This window comes from Agitococcus lubricus, from assembly GCF_003051055.1.
Lineage (GTDB): Bacteria > Pseudomonadota > Gammaproteobacteria > Pseudomonadales > Moraxellaceae > Agitococcus > Agitococcus lubricus.
Map to the genome: position 1 here is coordinate 101,222 of NZ_QAON01000001.1, position 25,909 is coordinate 127,130.

Sequence of the window (25,909 nt, forward strand, 5' to 3'; positions counted from 1 at the left end):
TTAGCTATTTAAGAGTGCATGTGCTACCGCAACCGCCTCTTTGGTCGCTTTTACATCGTGAGTACGCACAATATGCGCACCATTTAACACGGCAATTGCTGCCGCACTTAAACCTGCATAAAGACGTTGGTCTACAGGTGCTCCCTGCAAAATCGCTCCCAACATACTTTTACGCGACATGCCAACCAATAAAGGCAAGTCAAAGACCTTAAAGTCTGACAAATGTGCTAATAACTGTAGATTATGGTTTAAGGTTTTACCAAAACCAAAGCCCACATCTAATAATAAACGTTGCCGAGCAATACCTTGTGCCATACACGCCTCAATACGCTGTTCGAAAAAGGCACTAATTTCGTCAATAACGTCCTCATAGCGAGGCTGTTGTTGCATGGTGGTAGGTTGTCCTTGCATATGCATTAAGCAAATGGGTAATTGTGTTTGTGCTGCCGCTTGTAATGCTCCCTCACGTTGTAAGGCTCTGACATCATTCAACAAACCTACCCCTCGGCTAGCGGCGGCTAACATGACTGCTGGGCTACTGGTATCAATTGAAATAATGGTATCAAACCGTTGTTTAACGGCTTCAATGACGGGTAACAGACGGTCTAACTCTTGTTGTTCAGTGACGGGGGTGGCATTAGGACGCGTAGATTCTGCACCAATATCCAAGATGGCTGCACCTTCTGCCACCAATAATTCTGCATGATTTAAGGCTGCATCTAGCTGTAAAAAACGACCACCATCAGAAAAAGAATCGGGCGTGATATTTAACACGCCCATGATGACGGGTGACGATAAGTCGAGGACTTTATCGCCACAAGTTAAGTGTAAGTCCATTATGCAGTTGGTGTATCTTTAGGTTTATCTAAATCAACAGCACTGGCAGCGATGACAGGTGTGCTATGTGGCGCACGAGGCGGCTTACCCGCCATGATATCGTCAATTTGACCTGCATCTATGGTTTCGTATTGCATTAAAGCATCTGCCATGGCATCCAGAAGATGACGATTAGTCTCCAAAATTTGACGTGCTGTGGTATAACAACGGTCAATCACAGCTCGGATTTCGTTATCAATATCCATCGCTGTTTGTGCCGATACATTCTTACGCTGCGTGACACTACGGCCTAAAAATACTTCGCCTTCTTCTTCGTCATACAACATAGGACCCATTTTGGCAGATAAGCCCCATTTAGTGACCATATTGCGTGCTAACTCTGTCGCACGCTGAATATCATTAGATGCACCTGTGGTCACACCATCAAAACCCAAGGTCATTTCTTCGGCAATACGGCCACCAAATAAGGAACAGATTTTGCCTTCGATGCCACGTTTTGACCAAGAATAACGGTCTTCTTCGGGTAAGAACATGGTGACGCCTAAGGCACGTCCACGAGGAATAATAGAGACTTTATATACAGGGTCATGCTCTGGCAATAAACGGCCAACAATCGCATGGCCTGCTTCATGATAGGCCGTGTTGCGTTTTTCATCTTCAGACATCACCATGGATTTGCGTTCTGCACCCATCATGATTTTGTCTTTCGCCAATTCAAACTCTTGCATATCGACAGCTTTTTTATTGGCACGTGCTGCGAACAAGGCTGCTTCATTGACTAAGTTTGCTAGGTCAGCACCCGAAAAGCCTGGTGTACCACGTGCAATCAACTCCGCATTGACATTTTCGCCTAACGGCACTTTGCGCATGTGAACTTTCAGAATTTGCTCACGACCACGAATATCGGGTAAACCAACGACAATTTGACGGTCAAAACGGCCAGGTCTTAATAATGCGGCATCTAATACGTCTGGGCGGTTAGTAGCGGCAATAATAATGATACCTTCGTTACCTTCAAAACCATCCATTTCGACTAATAACTGGTTAAGTGTTTGCTCACGTTCATCATGGCCACCGCCTAAACCTGCCCCACGTTGGCGACCGACAGCATCAATTTCATCAATAAAAATAATACAGGGTGCTTGTTTTTTAGCTTGTTCAAACATGTCTCGCACGCGAGATGCCCCCACCCCCACAAACATTTCGACAAAATCAGAGCCTGAAATCGTAAAGAAAGGGACTTTTGCTTCGCCTGCAATGGCTTTAGCAAGTAAGGTTTTACCGGTACCAGGAGGGCCTACCATCAAGGCACCGCGTGGAATTTTACCGCCTAAACGTTGAAATTTTGCAGGGTCACGGAGGAACTCGACAATTTCTTGTACATCTTCTTTGGCTTCATCACAACCTGCAACATCCGCAAACGTCGTTTTAATTTGGTCTTCTGATAGCATACGCGCACGGGACTTACCAAAGGTCATGGGGCCGCCACGACCACCCCCACCGCCCCCTTGCATTTGGCGCATAAAAAACATAAACAACAAAATAATTAAGACAACAGGGAAGCTGGCGACCAATAATTGCATCCAAACACTTTGTTGCTCTGGTGCTGCACCTTCAATGACGACTTTTTTAGCCAATAAGTCATCGATGAGTTTAGGGTCTGGAATGGGTGGACGAACGGTTTCAAACTTTTCACCATTCATTCGCTCGCCACTGATGGTCAGGCCATCAATGCGCACACGTTTGACTTCGCCGCTAGTGACTGAGGTAACAAACTCAGAATATGTGAGATTTTTTGCAGGCACTTGTTGGTTAAAGTTGCTAAATACAAATACCAACACGCCAACAATCGCTAACCACAAGAGGAGGTTTTTCATCATATCGTTCAAGGGTCACAATCCTACGTTTATTACCGATCAAAACTTAGACCGTTAGTTGACTACTAAACTGGCTTTAGTCATTTTTGCGCTTAGAGAGCCGCATGATGACACTGGCTAAAGCTAGCACTGCTGCTGCACAGAAAATCCCTTCAAGTTTACGCTTTTTAAGCAGAAGAAGTATTTAACAAGTGTTAATAAAACACGTTTTATCGCGCTTTAAATCCCGTTGCCAACAAATACACCTCTCGGGAACGTGCACGCGAGGCTTCGGGCTTACGGCTTTTAAGACTGGTAAAGGATTGCATCATCGCTTTACGGTACTCTTCATAACCTTCACCCTGAAACACTTTCACCAAAAACTGGCCATTGGGCTTAAGCACTCGCACTGCAAAGTCTAATGCCAATTCGCATAAGTACATTGCCCGAGGCTGGTCAGAGCCATTACCACCTATATTGGGCGCCATATCCGAAATTACAAGGTCTACTGGCCGACCATCTAAGGCCGTCAGCAAGTCGTTGAATACCGACTCTTCCCGAAAATCGCCCTGAATAAAGTGTACATCGGGTAATGCGTCCATTTCTAAGATGTCAGACGCTATCACGCGCCCTTTGTCACCAACAAGCGTTGCAACTATTTGCGACCAACTACCAGGTGCAGAGCCTAAATCAACAACGGTCATGCCTTGCTTAAAAATTTTATCTTTTTGTTGTATTTCTAAAAGTTTATAAGCTGCACGCGAACGATAGCCATCTTTTTGGGCACGTTTCACATAGGGATCCTCTAGATGCTCACGCATCCAATCTTTACTACTACGACTTAACTTTTGATTATGGATCCGAACACTCACAATGCGCTAAACCTAAAATTGCGTTAAAATGGGCAGAGCTTAGTTATGACTCTCAAGAATTTCTTTAGAACGCCCCTTGTCGATGTATTGCCCTCACTGTCTTTGACAGCTATCAGGGCGCCTCACCGTACACAAGCCAAGTGTTCTGCTATTGAGCCATATAAAAGATTTCTGATTGAAAGTCGAAGTATACAACTGTTAATCACGGTTATATATGACTAAATAAGCGATAGCCACCTTTTAGCTTGCTTTGTCGCAAGCTGATTTATCCTTGTATCAAATTTTTGGGCTTCTGTCTCATGTCCTTATCTATTGCTGAAAAAAAACGCTTCCGTCAAATTGGCCATCAATTAAATCCTGTTGTCTTATTAGGCAGCCAAGGACTGACTGAGCAGGTGTTGGCAGAAATCAACCGCGCCCTCGAAGACCACGAGTTAATCAAAGTCCGTTTAGGTGGCGAAGACCGTGAATTACGCCGTGCTATGATTGAAGAAATTGTGCAAATCACTAACAGTCAAGCCGTACAAATTATTGGTAAACTGGTGTTGTTATATCGGGCTGCCAAAAAACCTAACCCTAAGTTATCCAATATTTTACGGGCAAACGCCTCGTAATGTAGGCTGTTTAGATGGCATGGGTTTTGGCAGCACATGATACCATTATTCTGTATTAGGCTAACAAGACTGTAGACGGTCTCTACGGTCTAGTGATTCATCTTTGAGGTTTATGTATGCGTCTTATTGCATTGACAAGTATGGTATTACTGATGACTGCTTGCAGCCAAAATCCTACCACGTCCACCCCGAGCAATATCACATTGCCAAACCATACCTTAATGAAAGAAGGTGGTTTGTATCAAACGTCTGGCTATGGTATTGCACAAGATGAGAGTGAAAAAGCAGCCACCTTTAATGCCAATCAAAGCTGTGCGCTATTCCAAAAAATGCCTGTGGTGAGCAAAATGGATACTAAGTATCAAGGTACTGTCAATGAAGATTTGAATAAAACGGTGAGTATGGTCAGTGCCTTACTTAAATCCACGATGGGTAAAGATTACGGCAAAACCGCGACCGATAAAGACTACAAAACCACGCTTGAGTTTAGATGTCAATAAGCGTGGCACTAGGCTGGCTGTCCCATATCGGGCTGTGCCAGCCATGCCTCTAGCATTAACACGGCTGCGGTGGAATCTAAGGACGGTAATTTGCCCTTACGACGCTGGCCAATATCACTCAAAAGTTCTCTGGCCATACGGCTTGTGAGACGCTCATCTACCATCAACACAGGCTTTTGCAAACGTCCATGTAAACGACGTGCAAATTTGCGTGCTAACTGTGACAGTTCCGACTCGCTATCATCCATATTTAACGGCAAGCCGACTAATAACAAATCGGGCTGCCACTCATTCACCAGTCGCGCCAATAATGACCAATCGGGTATCCCATCGCGCGCCGCTAAGGCGGCTAAAGGAGCGGCACTTGCGGTAATACGCTGACCTGTTGCCACACCAATTCTTTTGAGACCAAAATCAAAACCTAATACCGTCTGTACGCTATCAAGCATGGCCAACCTGACTACTGAGTAAACGTAAATCGACGCCAATTTTGCGTGCTGCGGCTTGCCAACGCGCTTCGTAGGGCAGTTCAAATAACAAACTTTCGTCAGCCGCACACATCAACCACGCATTTTCTGCCATTTCACGCTCTAATTGTCCCGCAGACCAGCCTGCATAACCCAGAACCACCAAAAAATCTTTAGGGCCTTTACCTTGCGAAATCGCATCTAAAATATCGCGCGAACTGGTGACATATAGATTGCCTTCTACGGTGAGACTGGAATTCCAAGCCCCTTTTTCTTTATGCAACACAAAACCCGCTTCGGTACTGACAGGCCCACCAAATAACACGGGCATGTCGGGGTCTGCCAACGGTTTTAATAAGGGCAATCGGACTTCTTCGAGCAGTTGCATTAGTGATAACTCTAACGGTTTGTTAATGACTAAACCGACTGCGCCTTCTTCGTCATGTTTGACAATATAAGTCACCGTTTCAGCAAAACGCGTGTCTGCCATCTCGGGCATCGCAATCAGACAATGATGTGTAAAGTTGGTATTAGTTAATGTCATAATCAATATATGTTGAGGTTATTAGGATGTGTTGCCACTTTGCTCGCACTGCGTTTACTGTAAACAATAATCGCTTGTACAATCACTATCACAATGCACATTGCTTTTGTAGTCCCAAGGTTCGGCATTTTTCTGTCTACACACACATCGACTGTTGACTAACCTTATTCAAGTTGTTTAGCCTCTGCGTAGTGACAGGGTTTAGGTGTGAATATGCTGCCCCTAGAGACTGTCTGAGACATTTCATTCCATCCTATCATAATTCACTCCATAACGATGAGAACAAACCATGACGAGTCTTGCTACCGTAATTACAGGCGCATCGAGTGGTATTGGTGAAGCCTTAGCTCACTTGTTTGCCCCAGAACAACAACCGCTCGTATTAGTCGCGCGTCGCAAAGAAAAACTAGATGAGTTAGCCAAAACTTTAAATAACAAACATGGCGTTAAGGTACATGTGATTGCGTTAGATTTAGAACAAGTTGGCGCTGCCGCAGAACTGATGAATGCCATTGCCAATCTAAATTTATCCGTTGACACGCTTGTCAATAACGCAGGTTTTGGCGTGAGTGCCCCTTTTGCAAAAGCGGATGGTGCAAAACTGTCAGGCATGATGCAACTGAACATGGTGACTCTCACCGAACTCACTCATTTAGCCTTACCTGCCATGTTGGAACGCAAACATGGTCGTATTATGAATATTGCCTCGGTGGTCGCCTTTCAGCCGTGTCCGTATTTTGCCGTATATGCCGCGTCTAAAGCCTATGTGTTGTCTTTTACCGAAGCCTTAGCTGCAGAAATCAGTGACCGTGGCATTTTGGTGACGGCGGTTTGTCCTGGTTCGACCAACACAGAGTTTCATAGCGTTGCTAATAGCAAAGGCAGTTTTGCTGATAAAATCGCCGAAAGTCCCGTGATGGTTGCCGAAGAAGCGTATAAAGCCTTAAATAATGGCAAGACAGTGATAGTGACAGGACTGATGAACAAGCCTGTACCCGTCATTAGTCGTATTGTACCGCGCAAAACAATGACATGGGCAGTGGCTAAAATGTTGGGCAAATAAAATGGCACTATCTGACCCCGTGTTAATTATCTAACACGGAGTCAGATAGTGTTTATTTGGCTTTACTGACTAAATAGTCTACCGCGTTTTTGATTTCTTTGTCTGAGCAATTGGTACAAGTGCCTTTAGCGGGCATCATACGAATCCCTTTTAAGGCATGTTCGTATAACTTAGGCATCCCTTGTGCAATGCGAGGCTTCCATGCGGCTTTATCACCCAATTTAGGTGCATTCATTAAACCTGCTGCATGGCAAGTCGCACAAACTGCTTTGTAAACGGCTTCGCCCGAACGGTCAGCAGCAATACTGGGACTGGCCATCAACATACTAAGGACGATAAAAGCAAATTGCTTTTTCATAGTCTTTCTCCAGAGAGTTGCAAATTTTTGACGATAATAACGGGCTTAGCGCTTGAATGCTATGTGACAAAACGTCACGTTTGTTAGCCACGCTTTTGCGATATTTTTTGCTCAATCACCTGCATCAGCTTATCTGCAATCCCGACATTAAACCGTTTATCAATTTCACGAATACAGGTTGGGCTAGTGACATTGATTTCGGTAATATAATCGCCAATCACATCTAAGCCGACAAAAATTAAGCCTCGTCGTTTCAACTCAGCACTCACTTGATTCACTAGCCAATAGTCGCGTGGACTCAGTAATTGCGGTACACCACTTCCACCTGCGGCTAAATTGCCACGTGTCTCACCTTGTTGCGGGACACGTGCCAAACAAAACGGAATGGGTACGCCATCAATCACCAAAATACGTTTATCGCCTTTGACAATCTCGGGAATATAACGCTGCGCCATGACCATTAAACTGCCTTGTTCGGTTAAGGTTTCTAAGGTTGCGCCAATATTGAGTCCACCGTGTTGTAATCTAAAAATACCAGCTCCACCCATGCCATCTAAGGGCTTAACAATCACATCGTTGTGTTCCACAATAAACTGCTTTAATAAGCCCATTTGACTACTGACTAAGGTCGGCACCATACAATGAGCAAATTGCGTAGCAAAGAGCTTTTCATTGCAGTCGCGTAAGGATTGGGGTTTATTAACCACTAATACCCCCTCTTGCTCGGCACGCTCCAAAATATAGGTGGTATAAATAAAGCGCATATCAAAAGGTGGGTCTTTACGCATTAAAATGACATTCATATCAGACAATGCCATACATACAGTCTGTCCCCACTCAAACCAGCGGCTTGTATTTTCAAATACCGTCAAGGGTTTGAGATGGCCAAATGCTCGACCATCGCGAATAAAAACATCCTGTTGCTCAGCATAATACAATTCAAAGCCGCGTTTGGCGGCTGCCCACAACATGGCAATACTGGAATCTTTATGAATATTGATGTGACGAATATCATCCATCACAATAAGAAGTTTTAAGGGCATTACAAACCCTCCGACCATTCATCGACACTGCGCGCACCGTATTTCGCTCTATAGGCCTTCATACTTTCGACTAATTCGTCGTGGCCGCCACGCTCACGCAAATATTCGACAATATGGTCGAGTTTGATGATAGAAATGACAGGAATATGATGTTGTTGCACAATTTCTTGAATCGCAGATAACTCGCCTTGTGCACCGCGCTCTTGTCGGTCTAAAGCGACAATAATACCTGCCGCTGTTGCCCCTTGTGCTTCTAAAATGGCGAGTACTTCACGGATGGCTGTGCCTGCGGTAATCACATCATCAATAATTAAAACCCGTTTACCGTGCAAGGACGCGCCCACTAAGTTACCGCCCTCCCCATGGTCTTTGGCTTCTTTACGATTAAAACACCACGGTTTATTCACATGAAACTGGTCATGTAATTGTACTGCTGTCGCACTGGCAATCGGAATACCTTTGTAGGCAGGGCCAAAGATGACATCAAAGTCAATACCCGATTGTTGAATAGTTTCGGCATAGCACTTGCCTAAGGCCGATAAAGCCAAACCATCCTGAAACAAACCTGCATTAAAAAAATATGGACTTTTACGCCCCGACTTTAAGGTAAACAAACCAAAACGTAGGACATCACGGTGCATGGCTAATTGAATAAAGGCGCGTTGATATTCTTGCATAATAATCACTATTTATTACGTTAAAGATAAGGCTATGATACCGATGTTAATGGAGTCGATATAGTCATGCGTGTAATTTCTGTCAATGTGAATGGTTTACGCTCGGCAACGAGCAAAGGTTTTTTTGATTGGCTGGCAAGCAGCGATGCCGATGTGGTGTGTTTACAAGAAATTCGTATCCAAGCCCATCAACTCAGTTTTGACCATCAACCCGAAGGTTGGCATGTGTCATTTTTTCCTGCACAAAAAGCAGGTTATGCAGGTACAGCCATTTATTCCAAACAAAAACCTGACCGTATCCATGAAGGCCTAGGTTTTGAATTATGTGATACAGAAGGCCGTTTTTTGGCCGCTGATTTTGGTCGTTTACGCATTGCTTCGTTATATTTGCCATCAGGGTCTAGCTCAGAGGCCGCACAGGCGAAAAAAGATGCGTTCTTAACGGCACTGTTACCCTTGCTACGCACTTGGCGCGCCGATAATCAGTCCATCATTCTTTGTGGGGACTGGAATATCGCCCATAAAGAGATTGACCTTAAAAATTGGCGGGGCAACTTAAAAAACTCAGGATTTTTACCCCATGAACGGGCATGGTTAGATACACTGTTTAATGAACTGGGCTATGTTGACGCCTATCGTCAACACTCGCCAGAGAGTACGGCGGAGTGTTATACGTGGTGGTCTAATCGTGGTCGTGCGTGGGAAAATAATGTTGGCTGGCGTATTGATTATCAAATTATTAGCCCAGATTTGGCCGCTACAATTCGTCACGCTTCGGTGTATAAAAACCAACGCTTTTCCGACCATGCCCCACTGATTATTGATTATGTGGTGTGATAGCCTCTGTACTATCCTCAATATATAGGTATATTTAAGTCTAACTCTAATAAACTCAAAAGAAGGACAGGTCTATGTTAAAATCACTCTTAAGCCTCGCTGTGCTCAGTGCCTTACTGACAGGTTGCGCTAGCTCTTCGCAACCGAGCTTTGGTGCTAAATTAGCTGAACGCAGTGTCGAAGCCGACAAATTGGCTAAACAATGGCAACAAGGCGATGATGCAGTCAAAAAAGGAGAAAAACTGATTAAAAAAGGGCAATCTTTAGTCCAAGAAGGTCAACAAGACCAAAAGAAAGGTCAGAGTTTGATTGAGGAAGGGCAAAAATTAGTAGAAAATGGCAAACAACAAATGGCAGATTCTGAGACTGGTTATCAGAAAATGCGTGCCAATCCCATTCCAACAAGCCCTAGTACACCATGACTCAAAAGTTAATCCTTGACGCCGCCACCATCAAACGCTGGCGGCAAGATATTGTTTTTAGTGAAGAAGTTTTAGGAAACACCTATCAATTTCATTCAACATGGGGCATTTTTTCGCCCGAAAGTGTTGATGAAGGCTCTCGACTATTGCTAGAGCATGTCGAATTCAAGACAAACGATGATTGTTTAGATGTCGGTTGTGGCTATGGCGTGTTAGGTATGGTTTGTGCAAAAAAAGCACCCCAAGGGACGAGTGTCTTAGTCGATAAAGATTTTGTTGCTGTAGATTACGCGCGTAAAAACTGTGCGGGCAATCAACTGCATAACACAGAAGTCTTGTTAAGCAATGGTTTTAGTGCCATTGGCAATCGTCAGTTTGATATTATTTTGTCGAATCTTCCCGCCAAAGTCAGCAAAGAGCAGCATTATTTATATTTATATGATGCTTTACAACACCTAAAGGTGGGTGGTCGTTTTTATGTGGTCACTATCAATGGTTTACGTGAGTTTATTGCCAGAACCTTTAAGGAAGTATTTGGTAATTATCATAAACTCAAACAAGGCAAAACTTACACCGTAGCGATGGCCGAAAAACTGGAATAAGCTAGATAGAAGGCTATGCCGTTGTCGGCATAGCCCGTCCTATTTACTTAACCATCAACCATAAAAACAGCCTGCATCTCACCCATATTAATGCCAGACATGAGCATTTGCTCAAAGTCTTCTTGCGGCATAGGCTTGGCAAATAAATAGCCCTGCATGGTATTACAGCCACGACGCAACAAAAAGTCGGCTTGCTCAGTAGTTTCTACACCCTCTGCCACCACGCTTAATTTTAGATTTTGCGCTAAACCAATAATGGCCGCTGTAATGGCTGCATCATTAGGGTCACTGATAATATCTTTTACAAAGGAGCGGTCTATTTTTAACTCATCTAGCGGGAAACGTTTGAGATAATTGAGCGAAGAATACCCTGTACCAAAATCATCTACCGACAAATACACCCCCATGTCTTTTAAGGCTTGTAAGGTTTGAATGGTCTCATCGACGTCATTCATCAAAATGCCTTCCGTCAATTCAATGACTAAGAAATTGGGTTGTAACTTTAGGTCTTCTAAGGTACGACGAATATCCGGCAATAAATCGTGGTGACGGAAATTAGCTGCCGACAAGTTAATGGCTAGGGGCACGATTGGCATGCCACGGCTTTGCCATTCACGGTTGATTTCACAAGCACGCTTTAAGACCCATGCTCCTAGCTCGACAATAAAACCCGACTCTTCGGCAACAGGAATGAAGGTCACAGGTGACACCATCCCTCGATGTGGATGCTTCCAACGTAACAGGACTTCTGCGCCAACAATATCACCCGACAACGGATTGATTTTAGGCTGAAAGTATAATTCTAATTGGTCTTGTTCAATGGCTTTGCGTAAGTCGTTTTCTAGGGCAAATTTATTGAGCACCGTTTCATTCATGGTATGGTCAAAGAAATGGTAGCTATTTCGCCCTTTGTCTTTGACCGCATACATCGCTAAATCCGCATTTTTGAGTAGGCTTTCGACGTCATAACCATCTTGTGGACCTAAGGCAATACCAATACTGGCCGAGATAATCAATTCTTGCGTGCCAATCTGAATCGGCTGTGCCATAGCCTCTAAAATACGACGAGCCACTTGTGCGGCATCTTCTGGCTGCGCAATATCGGTCAGAACGACGGTAAACTCGTCGCCGCCTAAACGCGCTACCTGCTCATTTTTAGTGGGATTCGCTTGATGCAGTGCCGCAATATCGCTACTGCGAATGCAGGTATTGATACGATTGCCGACAATTTGCAATACCATATCGCCCACATCGTGACCTAAGGTATCGTTAATCCGCTTAAAGCGGTCTAAATCGATAAATAATAGCGCACACTGTTTGTCGTGACGTTGTGCACGTTGCAGTTCGTGTTGTAATAACTCACGGAATAATTGACGATTTGCCAAGCCCGTTAAGGCATCATAATACGCAAGATTGCGGATACGTTGCTGTGCATCAACCAGTTCGGTAATGTCCTGCGTAATACCTTCTACATAATCAATATAGCCTTGTTCACTTTTAAACACGCGCGCTTGCTCGTGTAAAACGCGCACGCCATTATGGGGAGCTAAGATTCTAAATTCATGCTGATAGGGCAAGCCTTTGCTCATCGCCGCTTCTAAAGCGGCTTTGACTCGCTCTTGGTCTTCGGCGTGTACTTGTGGTAACACAGCAAACATGGAAGGCAACAGGTTGTCACGTGTCATACCATAAATACGGTAATATTCATCCGAACGCTCTGTAATATCTGCCTGTGGGTACCATTCCCAACTGCCCAAATGCGCTAAACGCTGCGCATTAGCTAAAGCGGCTTCGCTGTGTGCCAATTGCTCAAAGGTTTTACTGGCACGCAAAATATAGCGAATACGATAGCCTAGTAACTTCCAATTAATGGGTTTGGCAAAGAAATCGGTTGCACCAAAATCATAGGCCTGAACAATAGAGGAGGTATCATCTAAGCCCGTCAACATCACAATCGGTAGATGTTGAGTGGCAGGTAAGCTACGTAAATGCTGACACACCTGATAACCATCGATATCTGGCAATACCACATCTAATAGGACTAAATCGGGTTTTTCATGTAAGGCCAATGAGATGCCTGTTGCCGAATCCATGGCATCAATGACAACAAATCCTTCTTCGCTGAGCTTTTCTACAGCCAGCAAACGGATAATCGGGTCATCATCAATAATTAAGATTTTGGTAGCCATAATGATACCTAAGCCGCTAACACATAGGCTTTATACTAAGCAATAAATGGTGTTAACTTTTGTTCAAATAAAGTCAGCTCATCCATCAACTGACTAAATTCACGTTGTAAGATAGTCAATAAAGCCTGCACTTCAACCATACGTTGTTGACGGGCTAAATGTTCCATTTGTTTGGCAACGTGCGACAATGAATATGCGCCTATAGACGCTGAAGACGACTTGAGTGTATGCGCTGAACGAGACAACGCTTCTGCATCATCAGCATGAATAGCATTTTCAATCCCATGAACCAATTTCGCAGCTTCTTGGCGGTAAAGAACGATGACTCGTTTGACCAATGGCGACGCTAACCCTGACGTTCCCCCCAAGCTTGTTAGCGTTGTCTCATCTAGTACAGATATATGGCTATTGTTATAGGTTGTCATTTTACTTTAATCGGTGATGGCAACAGTCTTGCCTAATTGCAACTCTCCTTGTCGAATATATCGAATAACACATATAAACTATGCTTTGCAAGTCAATTATACGCGTTTTAATCAAATCTTCATATTGAAATGACGACAATTTTGCATGCTATCACAAAATTGATGCACTATCGTCAGCGTATGATGACACAGAAAAAACCGCTGTGTCATCACGTAGCACTTACCAACCTAAGGCTTGTTGCTGATGCACAATCAATTGTTGAATGCCTTTTTCTGCCAATGCTAACATGGCATCGGCTTGCTCACGGGTAAATGGCTTCCCTTCTGCGGTACCTTGTACCTCAATAAAGCCCCCTAATTGTGTCATGACCACATTCATATCCGTCTCACAATTAGAATCTTCATCATAGTCTAAATCTAATACCACCTGCCCTTTAACCACCCCCACCGAAACCGCCGCAATTAAATGGCGTAACGGGTCTTGTTTGACCATTTTTTTGTTGAGCATATAGTTTAAGGCATCTGCCAAAGCAACGGCAGCCCCTGTAATTGATGCGGTACGTGTGCCGCCATCTGCCTGAATCACATCGCAATCAATCAGAATGGTATTTTCACCCAGTTTTTTTAGGTCCACCATGGCACGTAAACTACGGCCAATTAAGCGTTGAATCTCTAAACTACGACCGCCTTGTTTGCCTTTGGCTGCTTCACGCTCATTACGTGTATGCGTAGAGCGTGGCAACATCCCATATTCTGCCGTGACCCAGCCCTCGCCCTTCCCTTTCAAGAAACGTGGTACACCCGCTTCTACAGAGGCGGTACAGATGACTTTGGTCGCACCAAACTCAACCAACACAGAACCTTCGGCATGTTTCGTATATTGGCGCGTAATGTTGATGGCACGTAATTGGTCAGCATCACGACCGCCGACACGTTTGAATACGGTATCTTTGGGAATAGATGCCGCCAAAGCCTGTTGTAAATTTGCCATCTGTTTGCTCCTCATCTTGAATAATGACACCGCGTGAAATGTTGCGTGAATACAGGTCTCGTCTGTCGATTCGCGAAAAATGTATGGCTTATACACTATGACTTGAATCCTGACTCATGAAACTACAGAAATTATACGCTTTAGCCGCTACAATCAGTGCTGAAGAATACATTTTTTCATGGATTATTTTTAGCGACATCGCTGTGTGTGCTTGTCATGATATGGATATTTTTACCTCTAATTGAAAAGGTGTTTTTATGATGTATAGCATGACCGCTTTTGCCCATCGTGAATTACGCGGGGATTTTGGCTTATTGGTCTGCGAAATTCGCTCTGTGAATCACCGTTATTTAGAACCCAATCTACGCTTGGCAGATATTATCCGCGATTTAGAAACACCATTACGAGAAAAGTTACGTCAACAGTTAAGTCGGGGCAAAGTAGATATTTGGGTCAGACATGAGGCTGCAGAAAATCATCCGAGTGGCATTCACATCAATCAAGACTTAGCCGCACGTTTAGTGGAGGCGGCCAGTCAAATTGACCAGCTTGCCCGCCATGCGGCTCCGTTAAATGCGGCAGATATTTTACGCATTCCTGGGGTGGTATGTGCTACTCCTCCTAATCAACAAGCCGTGAGTACGGCGGCACTGAGTCTATTTGAACAAACGTTACAGGAATTTGTCGCTATGCGGCAACGCGAAGGCGAAGCGATTCGACAACTACTCAATCAACGCCTCAGTGCCATTGAGGAAGAATGCGCTAAAGTCAGACAACGTATGCCTCTGATTATTGAGCACTATCGCTTACGCTTAAACGTGCGTTTACAAGAAATTAAGGCCGAACTCAGTGCCGACCGTTTAGAGCAAGAAATGGTGTTGTTTGCCCACAAAATAGATGTCGCCGAGGAGTTAGACCGCTTAAATGCCCATGTTCTGGAAATACGTCGCGTCTTACAGTTAGGCGGCGCCATAGGACGTAAATTGGATTTTTTAATGCAGGAGCTCAACCGCGAAGCTAACACATTGGGTTCTAAATCGGTCAGTGCCGACAGTTCTTTGTCGTCTGTTGAGCTAAAAGTCTTGATTGAGCAAATGCGTGAGCAGATTCAGAACGTAGAATAGCCGCAATAGTGTCTGTCAGGCATCATCGCAAAATGACTGACGTTAGGCTAACCAACGTCAGCATGCTCACTTCAGTTATGGTCTATACGTTCGTGTAATTTATGCACGCCCCGCCATACCAAAAATACACAAACAGGCACACTCATGCCTACCCATAACTCGGGATGACTTAACCAACCCATGTCGGCAAACGAGCCTACCGTATACTTAATTAAGCCCACCAAATAATAACTAATCGCAGCCACCGACAAACCTTCAACCGCTTGTTGGAGTTGCAATTGCACTTTGCTGCGCTGATTCATGGATTGTAGTAAGTCTTGATTTTGTGCCTCTAACGTTAAATTAACGCGGGTACGTAATAGCTCGCTGGCACGGTCTATACGTTTAGACAAATCGTCTAAATGTTCACTGACCGACTCACAGGTTCTAAATGCAGGCGTTAAACGTCGACGCAAAAACTCATTAAATGTTTGTAAACCCGCGACTTCTTGCTCACGCAAATCCTCTAAACGGCTAATCACCAAATCATAATACGCACGTGCCGCCGAAAAACGAAAATTACTATCCGCAATAAGTTGTTCTATGCGTGCGGCTAAAGTAGATAGTTGACCCAATAAGCGTCTTTCATCTTCTAAGCCTTTAATGGCGTTGATTTGTTGATTGATAGAAGCTAATTCTTTATCCATCACTGCAACTTCGGGAGCAATCCCCCTAGCCATAGGAAAAGCTAACAACACCATCATTCTGTAGGTTTCTAACTCAAACAAACGACGCACCAAACGGCCTGTTTGACAAGCATTTAGGTCGCTATTTTGAATCAAAATACGGCCAAAACCATCACTGTGAATACGATACGCTGTCCATAGTCGTGCTTGTCGGTCGCCAATCCATGAACTAATTAAACGATGGCCTTCAAAATGGTGACGTAAGGCATCGGGTGCAGACATCTGTTCGGGCATGTCCAACACTTCAATGTGCTGACCACTGATAATCTCACCTGGTAACTCTGCCAACCATGCGCTGGGTAATAAAGACAACGCCGTACGTAAAAACGGCTCTGTTTTGTCGGCACGGCAAATAAAGGTATATGTGGAAAACTCGGTATGCCGCTCCCAACGCAACTCAAACCCACCAAAACTCTGGTAATAACACGATGAGCCTTGAGCGGGTGGAATGACCGAATAGCGCTCACACAACTGTTGTATATGACGATACTCCGCCTCTGCCGTTTCTTGACGGTGCAATATCGCTAATTGCGAGACGCGTGCCCCCTCTTCCAACATAGGAAATGGGCGCGTATGCAATTCATTAAATAAGCGGTCACGTTCTTGAAAAAAACGTAAACTCAAATTATCCATTTGCATCGCAGGTTTAAGCGGATAAGAAGGGCTAATAAACTCAGTCATATCGACATATCCGTATTAGGGCAAATTGACCCAAGCACCAAAAAGAGACATATATTAGCATATCTTGGTCATGACGCGCCGTGCTGCGTGCACATGTGTAGCCTCATCGTCACGTAGACATACTTCACAAACAGATGCAATTAGTCCGCCAAGTCAACGATGATGATTGGACATCGGCCTTATCTTGGCGCACACTTAGCTATAAAACTGCTTGGCGACGACGGTAGACAGAGACTCCCTCTGCACCTACGTCTTGACTTTTCACTTCTGCGTTTGGTTCAGTACCCTTATGTCTGGAACTCTTTTTATTGTTTCTGCGGCCTCTGGCACAGGTAAAACGACCTTAGTTAAAGCCTTACTAGAAAATAGTGCTCATCTGAAGGTGTCTATCTCTCATACCACACGCCCCAAAAGGCCTGGTGAGCTAGATGGCGTGCATTATCACTTTGTTGATAAAAATAGGTTTATGGCGATGGTTGGTGAAGGGCAATTTTTAGAGCATGCCGAAGTATTTGGTAATTACTATGGCACGGCGCTATCTACTGTCGAACAAGCACTAAAGCAAGACATTGATATTATTTTGGAAATTGATTGGCAAGGGGCACAACAGGTACGTCAACAATATCCGCAGGCGGTGTCTATTTTTATCATTCCCCCATCACGTGCAGCACTGCGTGAGCGCTTACAAAATCGCGGGCAAGATAGCGACACCGTGATTGACCAGCGTCTCAACGGCGCAGTGGCAGATATCAGCCATTTTGTTGAATTTGACTATGTGGTGGTCAATGATGATTTTGATACCGCCCTATTTGACTTACAAGCGATTGTGCAGGCCTCGCGCTTACGGCAATCGATACAAACAATTCGTCATGCAAAACGTATAGAAGGCTTGTTGTCTGAATAAAGCTGGCCTAAAATCGACGATTGGCTAATTATTTTATGATTTGGCTGAATCAGCATGCCGCGTTCACGCGCACTGATTGATGATTCGGCCTCATCAAAGCTCCCGTTCATTCAGAGGTTAACATGGCTCGTGTTACTGTAGAAGATTGTTTAGGCGCGGTCGATAACCGCTTTGAATTGGTATTAGTTGCTGCAAAACGCGCTCGTCAGTTAGCAAGTGGTAACAAAGAACCGTACTTACCTTGGGAAAATGACAAACCCACGGTTATGGCATTACGTGAAATTGCAGCAGGTCATATTGACCGTCATATTTTAAGTCAAAAAGTCGAAGAAGACCGCGACGACGATATGTTAGCCGCCTTAGAACACCCCAGTTTCTAAGACCCAACAGCCCGCACTACACACAATACCATTGATTGAAGATAACGAGACGCATTCGGTCATCAACAATTAAACAGTGCTTAAGTTTTTGTTGTAAAAACTCACACAAAACTGTCATATTGTGTTACATCTATAGGACTTAGTGTACGACAGTACCTAAGTCCAAATTCTCCTATCTTGTAAGACGACACTGAGACCCTATGAGTGCTGGACTAGATGTATTATGTCAACATCTCAGCAGCTATTTAGCCCCTGAGCAAATAGCTGAAGTCCGTGCTGCATATCAGTTTGCCGACCAAGCCCACCAAGGTCAGAGCCGTCGCGATGGCACCCCGTATATTACGCATCCCTTAGCCGTTGCTGACATTCTCAGCAAAATGCACATGGACCATCAAAGCCTGATGGCTGCTATGCTACACGATGTTATTGAAGATACTGGCATCTCTAAAGACGAATTGAGCAAACTGTTTGGTCAAGAAGTAGCTGAACTTGTCGATGGCGTGACGAAACTCGAAAAAGTGGGACATATTTCTAAAGCGGAAGCCCAAGCCGAAAATTTACGCAAAATGATGTTGGCCATGACCCAAGACATTCGTGTCATTATTGTCAAACTGGCCGACCGCTTACACAATATGCGTACCTTGCATGTGCTAAAACCCGAAAAACGTCGCCGTATTGCCCAAGAAACTTTGGATATTTATGCCCCTTTAGCCAACCGCTTAGGGATGAATACAGTACGTGTCGAATTAGAAGATTTATGTTTTTATGCTCTCTTTCCCATGCGAGCGCCGCTGATTCAAAAAGCGGTCAAAGTCGCACATGGTAATCGCAAAGAATTGGTCTATACCATTCAAGAAGCTATCAAAAAACGTCTTGCCGAAGAAGGCATCAACGCGCGGGTTATTGGCCGCGAAAAACACCTGTATAGCATTTACCAAAAAATGAAGGAAAAACATAAATCTTTCAATGAAATTATGGATGTTTATGGGTTTAGAATCATTGTCGACAGTGTAGACACTTGCTACCGTACCTTAGGTGCGACCCATAATTTATATAAACCCATTCCCGGTAAATTCAAAGATTATATTGCGATTCCCAAAGCCAATGGTTATCAGTCGTTACACAGTGTGCTCAAAGGCCAACGTGGTGTCCCCATCGAAATTCAAATTCGTACCGAAGCGATGGAAGCTATGGCCAACAACGGGATTGCTGCACATTGGCTGTATAAAGACGGCTTCACGAATACCTCACAAGCGCGCGCCCGCGAATGGATGTCATCTCTCCTAGAACTACAAAAAACCGCAGGTAACTCTTTAGACTTTATCGAAAATGTAAAAATTGACTTATTCCCTGACGAAGTGTATGTATTTACCCCTAAAGGCCGTATTTTAACCCTGCCTAAAGGCGCAACACCTGTCGATTTTGCCTATGCCGTACACTCTGATATTGGTAACAGTTGTATAGCCGCTAAAGTGGATTCCCGACTTGCCCCCTTAAGTTTAATCCTAGAAACGGGACAAACAGTCGAAATAGTGACTGCACCTGGTGTGTCACCTAATCCTCACTGGTTAAATTTTGTCATCACCAGCAAGGCTCGCACGAATATCCGTAACTTCCTAAAAGACCAACAAATCACACAATCTGTAGAATTAGGACAACGCTTATTAGACCGTGCTTTATCTGCTTATGGGACACGCCTCAATCAAGTCAATCGGCATTTGATTCAACAAGTGCTCACCGAACTGAATTTTGCGAATTTAGATGCGCTTTTAGAGGATATTGGTTTAGGAAATCGTGCGCCACAACTGGTAGCTCGTCGATTGTTACCTGAAGATACCAAAGAGCAAGCACGACCACAAACACGGCACTTAGCAATTAGCGGCACTGAAGGTTTAGTCGTGTCTTATGCACGTTGTTGTCGGCCTTTACCCGGTGATAGCATTATTGGTCACTTGAGTGCAGGCAGGGGCATTGTAATTCACCGTGATGTCTGTAATAACCTTGTCTCTGAACTACGCGACAATCCCGATAAATGTATGCCACTTCAATGGTCTAAAGATATTAGCCGTGAATTTCAAAGTGAACTACGCATTGAGCTAGCCAATCAACGCGGCATGCTGGCTGAAATTGCCCGCGAAGTGACCATTAGCGAAGCCAATATTGAAGGCATACACATGCAAGAAAAAGGCTCACATCACGCCGTTCTCAGTATGAGCTTAACCGTCAAAAACCGCATTCATTTAGCCCAAATTATCAAGCGTATTCGTATTTTAACGGGTGTTGAAAAAGTCACGCGTGTACGCGCATAAGTTAAGATAGGTCACTAACCCCTCTATTTTACTGTCCTTAGGAACATATTATGTCTCGCACGATTATCAGTACTGTACATGCCCCTGCCGCGATTGGTACATATTCTCAAGCCGTCAAAGTGGGCAATACCGTTTATTTGTCGGGTCAAATTGCATTAGACCCTCAAACGATGCAATTAAAAGACACGATTGAGGCGCAAATTGTACAGGTATTTGAGAATCTTAAAGCCGTCTGTGAAGCCGCAGGTGGTAGCCTTCAAGACATGGCTAAATTAAATATTTTCTTAACCGATTTAAGCCACTTTGCTTTAGTCAATGAAATCATGGCACGTTATTTCAGCCAACCCTATCCTGCACGCGCAGCGGTTGGTGTTGCCTCATTACCAAGAGGTGCGTTGGTTGAAATGGATGGTATTTTAGAACTCGCTTAAAGCCGCACGGCTATCGTCAATTAATGAGCGATAGCCTTGCTTATAATCGGTATATTGAAAAACATAGCCTAATTGTTTAAGTGCTTGATTACTCAAACGTTTATTACGTGGCGCAGTATTAGTTTTAGGGACAGGCGTTAAAGCCAACTGCTCCGCCAACCAATCCAACACCTCAGCTTGCAAAACAGGACAATCATCCACTCCCAAATAAACAGGTGATAAGTGTTGCTCCGTTTGGGCAACCGCCAGCAAATGCAACAAAATCCCCACCACATCCTCAATATGAATACGATTTGACCACAAGCCTGTTTCTACAGGTTTTGCCGCTTTTAGCCAATTAATTAAACGCAAACGCCCTTCACCATAAATACCTGCACATCGTAATATCGTGCTTGGCCATGTTTGCAAACATAAGGCTTCGGCTTGCAATAAAATCTGACCATTAAAACCTGCCACTTCGGGCGGCGTTTGTTCATCGACCCACTGCCCTGCATCCTGACCAAAAACACTGCTTGACGAGACAAAAAACACGCGCTTAGGCTGATGATGTGCCAAGGCTTGAGCAATATTTTTTAAGCCATCCATAAAGACCTGTTGGTAGGCTTCTGGAGTTGATGCACTTGGGCTTAAAATAATAAAGATATAATCAGGCGATAACGAGGACAAGCTAAAAGGCTGACTCACATCTTGATTAATCACCGTTACACCTGCCAACTCTAAAGGTGAACGTTTAATAATCGTTAGCTGATGACCGATACTGATTAGCTTGTTAGCCAAACGTAAACCCACATCACCACAGCCAATTAATAAAATCCCCCCCTGCCTATCGGCCTCCCCCCTTAATAAGGGGGGATTGAGGGGGGTAAACGAATTTATATTTGCCATCTATTAAACATGCCTCAACTCTTCACGCAATACCTTACGCAAAGTGTCCTCCAACGTGTGATGATTCATTGCTTCACGCAAAGTCGCATTAATTAAGGTTTGATAACCTCGTCCACCTGCTTTGTCCTTAAAATATGCCACAATATCAGGGTCTAAGGTGATATTGATTTTCGTTTTTTTCAGTTTGGTTTGTACCGCTTGTTGCCAAACTTCTTTATTAACCACCTGACCTGCTACTTTATAACTGGCACGGTCAAAATCAGCTTGTGTTATTTCAGGATATTCATCCATATCTTCATCAGAGGTTTTGATAGTAGAGATTTGTTTCATGACGATTAGCCTTTCTCATCGAAATAATACGAATAGTTTGGTCATCTTCAACATGCACCACAACTACAATCAGTGTTTTTAATAAGCCCAAAGCAATCATACGTTGTTCGCCATAAGCCATACGATTATCTTCAAAAGTTACTAAAGGATTATTAAAAACCTGCTCAGCATCCGCAAAATCTAAACCATGCTTTTTAAGATTACTTTGTCTTTTAGCTTCATCCCATACATAACGCACTTTTTGATAAACTCTTTGCTGATAGTATAGATAATAATATATATGACTTACGCATTGTGCTGCAATTAACGCGTTTTGTGAGCTAAATATCGCAAAGTGCGATTATTTAGTGAGCAAATAAGCGATAACCGCGTAAGTCCTATACAGTTAAAAAAGATTAGTTTAACAAGATATTTGCCATTTTCACTATTCACTCATAAACTAAAACAATCAATATTCAAAATCTAATTCTTAAAAACTATGACCCTAACCGACCTACGCTACTTAGTGACGCTTGCCGAATTACGCCATTTTGCCAAAGCCGCAGCCGCGTGCTTTGTGTCCCAACCTACCCTGAGTATTGCTATCAAAAAACTCGAAGATGAGCTGGGTTTACCATTATTTGAACGCCACCGACATGACGTATTAGTCACACCCGCAGGGGAACGCATTATTGAACAAGCACGGGTGGTATTGGCCGAGGCCGAACATCTGAAACACATTGCGCAAGCGCAACACGATGAATTTGCACAACCCTTACGTTTAGGCGCTATTTTTACCGTAGCGCCTTATGTTTTTCCTAGCTTAATTCCTGCCTTACACCAAAGTGCGCCCAATTTACTATTATATCTCGAAGAGAATTATACCCATGTCTTAAGTGAAAAATTAGCCCAAGGTGACTTGGATATGATTTTGGTTGCCAGCCCATTTGAGCAAATTGAGACCCAACACCAACTATTATTTGAAGAAGACTTTTTACTACTCTTACCCAAACAGCATGCGTGGCAAACACAAAGCCAAATTGACAACCAAGCACTCGCAGAAGCCCCCATGCTGATGTTAGGCGAAGGCCATTGTTTTAGAGACCAAAGTCTCGCCACTTGCCCGATGAATAATCCCAAATTAAACAATGGGAACTCCTTAGAAACGCTTCGTTTTATGGTCGCTAATGGCTTGGGCTTAACCATTATTCCTGCGATTAGCGTCCCTTTTCTGATTAACGACGGTTTAACTACCCGTCCTTTATTACACCCACCCACGCGACAAATTATGGCGGTTTGGCGCAGACGCTTTCCCCGTCCTAATACCATTCGTGTGCTACTATCCACGTTACAACAACTTCAGTTATCAGGAAGCCGCCCCTTATGAGTCAACTACTGACCCATATCCCCATTCAACACTTAAAAGGGGTAGGTAGTGCTTTAACAGAAAAATTAGCCCGCTTAGGCTTATTCACGTTACAAGATTTAGTCTTTCATTTACCGCGTGACTATGAAGACCGCAGTCGTATCACACCCATTCAACAAGCACGCGCAGGCGCGACGCTGCTCATCGAAGGCGAGGTTGTGCAGTGCGAAGTGGCACAAGGAAAACGGCAATCCTTAGCGGTGCGTGTCAGTGATGGGTCGGGACAAGTGACACTGCGTTTTTATCATTTTTATCCTCAACAAAAAGAACATTTCAAACGCGGCACGTTGATGCGTGTGTTTGGTGAGTTTCGTTTGGGACAGAGTGGTTTAGAACTGTATCATCCCGAATATAAACGCGTCAGCGCGCATGCCCCCTTACCTGACGCGACTTTGACTGCGCTATACCCTACGACTGAAGGTCTCACCCAAGCCAAACTACGGCAACTCATTGACGAAGCCTTAACTTATCTCTCGCCACAGTCTTTGCCCGAGTTATTGCCCAGCTATCTGAATAGCAAATACTCTCTCATCAGTGCGATAAAAACCTTACATCATCCACCCACCGACCATCAACGTGAATTATTTATGATGGGCATGCACCCTGCCCAACAGCGTTTGGCCTTTGAAGAGCTCACAGCCCATCAAATCAGTTTGGCGCAACGTCGACAGCATGTTCAAGCCCTACGCGCACCCTCATTTAGCCAAGACTGCCCGTTGGCACCGCAATTTCTTAAGCAACTACCTTTTACCATTACGCAAGCACAACACCGCGTTTGGCAAGAAATTGCCCACGATTTAAGTCTCAATCAACCCATGTTGCGATTAGTACAAGGCGATGTGGGTGCAGGCAAAACCGTGGTCGCGGCCTTAGCCGCTTGCCAAGCGATTGGCAGTCAATGGCAAGTCGCACTCATGGCACCCACAGAAATTTTGGCTGAACAACATTACCGTAGCTTTAGCCAGTGGTTTACAGACTTAGGTCATCGTGTTGCATGGTTAAGTGGTAGACAAGGTGTTAAAGAGCGTAATGCCGCCTTAGCCCTTATCGCAAGCGGTGAGGCGCATATTGTCGTAGGGACACACGCCTTGTTTCAAGACAGTGTGCAGTTTGCGCGTTTGGGGTTGGTGATTATTGATGAACAACACCGTTTTGGTGTCGAACAACGCTTGGCTTTACGCCAAAAAGGTGAACAATGGGGCATGTGTCCACATCAATTAATTATGACCGCCACCCCTATTCCGCGTACTTTAGCGATGAGTGCTTATGGCGACTTAGATACCTCTATCATTGATGAATTGCCGCCTAATCGTACGCCTGTCACTACGGTTGCTTTACCCAATGCCCGTCGTGCGGATGTGATTGAGCGTGTTCGCGCCAATTGCCAAACAGGTAAACAAGCCTATTGGGTGTGTACCTTAATTGAAGAATCGGAACAATTAGAAGCACAAGCTGCCCAAGCGATTTATGAGGAATTACAACAAGAATTGCCCGAACTGCGTTTAGGCTTGGTGCATGGCAAGTTAAAGGCCAGCGAAAAACAAGCGATTATGGCTGAGTTTAAACAGGGTAATTTGGATTTGTTAGTGGCAACAACCGTCATCGAAGTCGGTGTTGATGTGCCCAATTCGTCATTGATGATTATTGAAAATGCCGAGCGTTTGGGCTTGGCGCAATTGCATCAATTACGTGGTCGGGTGGGTCGTGGTAGTACGGTGAGTTATTGTGTGTTGCTGTATCAACCCCCGTTATCACACATGGGACAAGAACGTTTAGCAATTATGCGTGCGACTACTGATGGTTTTGTGATTGCCGAAAAAGATTTAGAACTACGCGGAGCTGGCGAAGTTTTGGGCACTAAACAAACGGGAATGATTGATTTTAAGGTGGCCGACCTACACCGCGACCAAAAACTGCTAAAAACTGCCCAGCAATTAGCCAAAACGCTTTATAAAGACCAGCCTCAACAGGCACAAGCCTTGATTCAGCGTTGGCTACCCAATGCACCAAAGTATGTGGCGGTTTAGAAAAGTCTGAGACACTCAGTTTTTGTAAAGTATTATAAAATTTATGTTAGGATTATTAATCATCATATAACAATATAAAATGGAGTCTTTATGCTACTCAGTAATTTAGAAATCATCCCCAATAGAACCATAGTCGAACATTTAGGCGTTGTACAAGGTAGTACGGTACGCAGTAAACATATTGGTAAAGACTTTATGGCAGGACTCAAAAATGTGGTTGGTGGAGAGTTAACTGCTTATACAGAACTTATGGTTGAAGCACGCAATCAAGCCACTAATCGTATGGTTGAGCAGGCTGAAAAAATAGGTGCAAATGCCATTTTAAACATTCGCTATACATCTACTTCTGTGACAGGTGGTGCTGCAGAAATTCTCGCCTATGGCTCAGCAGTTATTTTGGAGTAACACGAT

The 25,909-nt window shown here is 44.2% G+C and carries 30 protein-coding genes; 15 read left to right on the forward strand and 15 right to left on the reverse strand.

Going from position 1 to position 25,909, the window contains the following annotated elements; all coding sequences use genetic code 11:
- The 3 genes from folP to rlmE all read right to left on the reverse strand — a co-directional run bounded on the left by folP (position 1) and on the right by rlmE (position 3,565).
- The gene (folP, locus tag C8N29_RS00385; RefSeq protein ID WP_107864035.1) at positions 1–837 is read right to left on the reverse strand and encodes a dihydropteroate synthase; all 837 of its coding nucleotides are present in this window, start codon (positions 835–837) and stop codon (positions 1–3) included.
- On the reverse strand, positions 837–2,726 hold the full coding sequence (gene ftsH, locus C8N29_RS00390) for an ATP-dependent zinc metalloprotease FtsH (protein ID WP_420836642.1): 1,890 nt from the start codon (positions 2,724–2,726) through the stop codon (positions 837–839). The genes folP and ftsH overlap by 1 nt, the downstream gene beginning before the upstream one ends.
- A 197-nt stretch (positions 2,727–2,923) precedes the next feature.
- On the reverse strand, positions 2,924–3,565 hold the full coding sequence (rlmE, locus tag C8N29_RS00395; RefSeq protein ID WP_107864037.1) for a 23S rRNA (uridine(2552)-2'-O)-methyltransferase RlmE: 642 nt from the start codon (positions 3,563–3,565) through the stop codon (positions 2,924–2,926).
- A gap of 299 nt (positions 3,566–3,864) precedes the next feature.
- Between rlmE and yhbY the strand changes: the two genes are divergently transcribed.
- On the forward strand, positions 3,865–4,179 hold the full coding sequence (yhbY, locus tag C8N29_RS00400) for a ribosome assembly RNA-binding protein YhbY (RefSeq protein ID WP_107864038.1): 315 nt from the start codon (positions 3,865–3,867) through the stop codon (positions 4,177–4,179).
- Between the two features lie 116 nt (positions 4,180–4,295).
- Complete coding sequence (locus C8N29_RS00405; RefSeq protein ID WP_107864039.1) at positions 4,296–4,679, forward strand: hypothetical protein; 384 nt, start codon at positions 4,296–4,298, stop codon at positions 4,677–4,679.
- A gap of 8 nt (positions 4,680–4,687) precedes the next feature.
- On the opposite strand, the gene ruvX is transcribed toward C8N29_RS00405, so the two are convergent.
- Both ruvX and C8N29_RS00415 read right to left on the reverse strand, forming a co-directional pair.
- Positions 4,688–5,128 carry a Holliday junction resolvase RuvX gene (gene ruvX / locus C8N29_RS00410; RefSeq protein ID WP_107864040.1) on the reverse strand — a complete coding sequence of 147 codons (441 nt, stop codon included), beginning with the start codon at positions 5,126–5,128 and terminating at the stop codon, positions 4,688–4,690.
- On the reverse strand, positions 5,121–5,690 hold the full coding sequence (locus C8N29_RS00415; RefSeq protein WP_107864041.1) for a YqgE/AlgH family protein: 570 nt from the start codon (positions 5,688–5,690) through the stop codon (positions 5,121–5,123). Before C8N29_RS00415 ends, ruvX begins: the two co-directional genes overlap by 8 nt.
- 289 nt (positions 5,691–5,979) lie before the next feature.
- On the opposite strand from C8N29_RS00415, the gene C8N29_RS00420 reads away from it, so the two are divergent.
- Positions 5,980–6,753: an SDR family NAD(P)-dependent oxidoreductase gene (locus tag C8N29_RS00420; RefSeq protein WP_107864042.1), complete on the forward strand. Its 774-nt coding sequence runs from the start codon at positions 5,980–5,982 to the stop codon at positions 6,751–6,753.
- 52 nt (positions 6,754–6,805) lie between these two features.
- Here the strand turns inward: C8N29_RS00420 and C8N29_RS00425 are convergent, their stop codons facing one another.
- The 3 genes from C8N29_RS00425 to pyrE form a co-directional block, all read right to left on the reverse strand.
- Positions 6,806–7,111: a c-type cytochrome gene (locus tag C8N29_RS00425; RefSeq protein WP_107864043.1), complete on the reverse strand. Its 306-nt coding sequence runs from the start codon at positions 7,109–7,111 to the stop codon at positions 6,806–6,808.
- A gap of 83 nt (positions 7,112–7,194) precedes the next feature.
- Complete coding sequence (gene gshB / locus C8N29_RS00430; protein ID WP_107864044.1) at positions 7,195–8,154, reverse strand: glutathione synthase; 960 nt, start codon at positions 8,152–8,154, stop codon at positions 7,195–7,197.
- Complete coding sequence (gene pyrE, locus C8N29_RS00435; protein ID WP_107864045.1) at positions 8,154–8,831, reverse strand: orotate phosphoribosyltransferase; 678 nt, start codon at positions 8,829–8,831, stop codon at positions 8,154–8,156. The genes gshB and pyrE overlap by 1 nt, the downstream gene beginning before the upstream one ends.
- 66 nt (positions 8,832–8,897) lie before the next feature.
- Between pyrE and C8N29_RS00440 the strand changes: the two genes are divergently transcribed.
- From C8N29_RS00440 to C8N29_RS00450, 3 genes are all read left to right on the forward strand, one after another.
- Positions 8,898–9,668, forward strand: a complete 771-nt coding sequence (locus C8N29_RS00440; RefSeq protein ID WP_107864046.1) for an exodeoxyribonuclease III — start codon at positions 8,898–8,900, stop codon at positions 9,666–9,668.
- Positions 9,669–9,742: 74 nt separating this feature from the next.
- Entirely contained in the window at positions 9,743–10,090 is a 348-nt protein-coding gene (locus tag C8N29_RS00445; protein WP_107864047.1) for a hypothetical protein, read from the forward strand.
- On the forward strand, positions 10,087–10,692 hold the full coding sequence (locus C8N29_RS00450) for a class I SAM-dependent methyltransferase (RefSeq protein WP_107864048.1): 606 nt from the start codon (positions 10,087–10,089) through the stop codon (positions 10,690–10,692). The genes C8N29_RS00445 and C8N29_RS00450 overlap by 4 nt, the downstream gene beginning before the upstream one ends.
- 47 nt (positions 10,693–10,739) lie before the next feature.
- Here C8N29_RS00450 and C8N29_RS00455 read toward each other — a convergent pair whose 3' ends face one another.
- From C8N29_RS00455 to rph, 3 genes are all read right to left on the reverse strand, one after another.
- The gene (locus C8N29_RS00455; protein WP_107864049.1) at positions 10,740–12,881 is read right to left on the reverse strand and encodes a putative bifunctional diguanylate cyclase/phosphodiesterase; all 2,142 of its coding nucleotides are present in this window, start codon (positions 12,879–12,881) and stop codon (positions 10,740–10,742) included.
- Positions 12,882–12,916: 35 nt separating this feature from the next.
- Positions 12,917–13,306, reverse strand: a complete 390-nt coding sequence (locus C8N29_RS00460; RefSeq protein ID WP_107864050.1) for an Hpt domain-containing protein — start codon at positions 13,304–13,306, stop codon at positions 12,917–12,919.
- Positions 13,307–13,526: 220 nt separating this feature from the next.
- The gene (gene rph, locus C8N29_RS00465) at positions 13,527–14,297 is read right to left on the reverse strand and encodes a ribonuclease PH (protein WP_107864051.1); all 771 of its coding nucleotides are present in this window, start codon (positions 14,295–14,297) and stop codon (positions 13,527–13,529) included.
- 116 nt (positions 14,298–14,413) lie between these two features.
- On the opposite strand from rph, the gene C8N29_RS17270 reads away from it, so the two are divergent.
- Complete coding sequence (locus C8N29_RS17270) at positions 14,414–14,542, forward strand: hypothetical protein (protein ID WP_275656189.1); 129 nt, start codon at positions 14,414–14,416, stop codon at positions 14,540–14,542.
- A 12-nt stretch (positions 14,543–14,554) separates the two neighbouring features.
- Positions 14,555–15,421, forward strand: coding sequence for a YicC/YloC family endoribonuclease (locus C8N29_RS00470; protein ID WP_107864052.1), 867 nt, complete (start codon positions 14,555–14,557; stop codon positions 15,419–15,421).
- A 71-nt stretch (positions 15,422–15,492) separates the two neighbouring features.
- On the opposite strand, the gene C8N29_RS00475 is transcribed toward C8N29_RS00470, so the two are convergent.
- Positions 15,493–16,827 (reverse strand): DUF3422 family protein, encoded by a 1,335-nt coding sequence (locus C8N29_RS00475; RefSeq protein ID WP_107864053.1) that lies wholly within the window; start codon positions 16,825–16,827, stop codon positions 15,493–15,495.
- A gap of 289 nt (positions 16,828–17,116) precedes the next feature.
- Here C8N29_RS00475 and gmk point away from each other — a divergent pair, with 289 nt between their 5' ends.
- The 4 genes from gmk to C8N29_RS00495 all read left to right on the forward strand — a co-directional run bounded on the left by gmk (position 17,117) and on the right by C8N29_RS00495 (position 20,851).
- Entirely contained in the window at positions 17,117–17,731 is a 615-nt protein-coding gene (gmk, locus tag C8N29_RS00480) for a guanylate kinase (protein WP_107864054.1), read from the forward strand.
- Between the two features lie 122 nt (positions 17,732–17,853).
- Complete coding sequence (rpoZ, locus tag C8N29_RS00485; RefSeq protein WP_107864055.1) at positions 17,854–18,111, forward strand: DNA-directed RNA polymerase subunit omega; 258 nt, start codon at positions 17,854–17,856, stop codon at positions 18,109–18,111.
- A gap of 200 nt (positions 18,112–18,311) precedes the next feature.
- Positions 18,312–20,420 carry a bifunctional GTP diphosphokinase/guanosine-3',5'-bis pyrophosphate 3'-pyrophosphohydrolase gene (gene spoT / locus C8N29_RS00490; protein WP_107864056.1) on the forward strand — a complete coding sequence of 703 codons (2,109 nt, stop codon included), beginning with the start codon at positions 18,312–18,314 and terminating at the stop codon, positions 20,418–20,420.
- Between the two features lie 50 nt (positions 20,421–20,470).
- The gene (locus tag C8N29_RS00495) at positions 20,471–20,851 is read left to right on the forward strand and encodes a RidA family protein (protein ID WP_107864057.1); all 381 of its coding nucleotides are present in this window, start codon (positions 20,471–20,473) and stop codon (positions 20,849–20,851) included.
- Here C8N29_RS00495 and C8N29_RS00500 read toward each other — a convergent pair.
- The 3 genes from C8N29_RS00500 to C8N29_RS00510 are packed head-to-tail and all read right to left on the reverse strand — an operon-like array spanning position 20,837 to position 22,304.
- On the reverse strand, positions 20,837–21,736 hold the full coding sequence (locus tag C8N29_RS00500) for an NAD-dependent epimerase/dehydratase family protein (RefSeq protein ID WP_107864058.1): 900 nt from the start codon (positions 21,734–21,736) through the stop codon (positions 20,837–20,839). The two genes, C8N29_RS00495 and C8N29_RS00500, sit on opposite strands and share 15 nt — an antisense overlap.
- Positions 21,737–21,739: 3 nt before the next feature.
- Entirely contained in the window at positions 21,740–22,066 is a 327-nt protein-coding gene (locus C8N29_RS00505; RefSeq protein ID WP_107864059.1) for a BrnA antitoxin family protein, read from the reverse strand.
- Entirely contained in the window at positions 22,035–22,304 is a 270-nt protein-coding gene (locus C8N29_RS00510) for a BrnT family toxin (RefSeq protein WP_107864060.1), read from the reverse strand. The genes C8N29_RS00505 and C8N29_RS00510 overlap by 32 nt, the downstream gene beginning before the upstream one ends.
- Before the next feature lie 240 nt (positions 22,305–22,544).
- Here C8N29_RS00510 and C8N29_RS00515 point away from each other — a divergent pair, with 240 nt between their 5' ends.
- The 3 genes from C8N29_RS00515 (at position 22,545) to C8N29_RS00525 (ending at position 25,903) form a co-directional block, all read left to right on the forward strand.
- Positions 22,545–23,432 carry a LysR substrate-binding domain-containing protein gene (locus C8N29_RS00515; RefSeq protein WP_107864061.1) on the forward strand — a complete coding sequence of 296 codons (888 nt, stop codon included), beginning with the start codon at positions 22,545–22,547 and terminating at the stop codon, positions 23,430–23,432.
- Positions 23,429–25,498, forward strand: a complete 2,070-nt coding sequence (gene recG, locus C8N29_RS00520; protein ID WP_107864062.1) for an ATP-dependent DNA helicase RecG — start codon at positions 23,429–23,431, stop codon at positions 25,496–25,498. Before C8N29_RS00515 ends, recG begins: the two co-directional genes overlap by 4 nt.
- 90 nt (positions 25,499–25,588) lie before the next feature.
- On the forward strand, positions 25,589–25,903 hold the full coding sequence (locus C8N29_RS00525) for a YbjQ family protein (protein WP_107864063.1): 315 nt from the start codon (positions 25,589–25,591) through the stop codon (positions 25,901–25,903).
- Positions 25,904–25,909 lie beyond the last annotated feature (6 nt).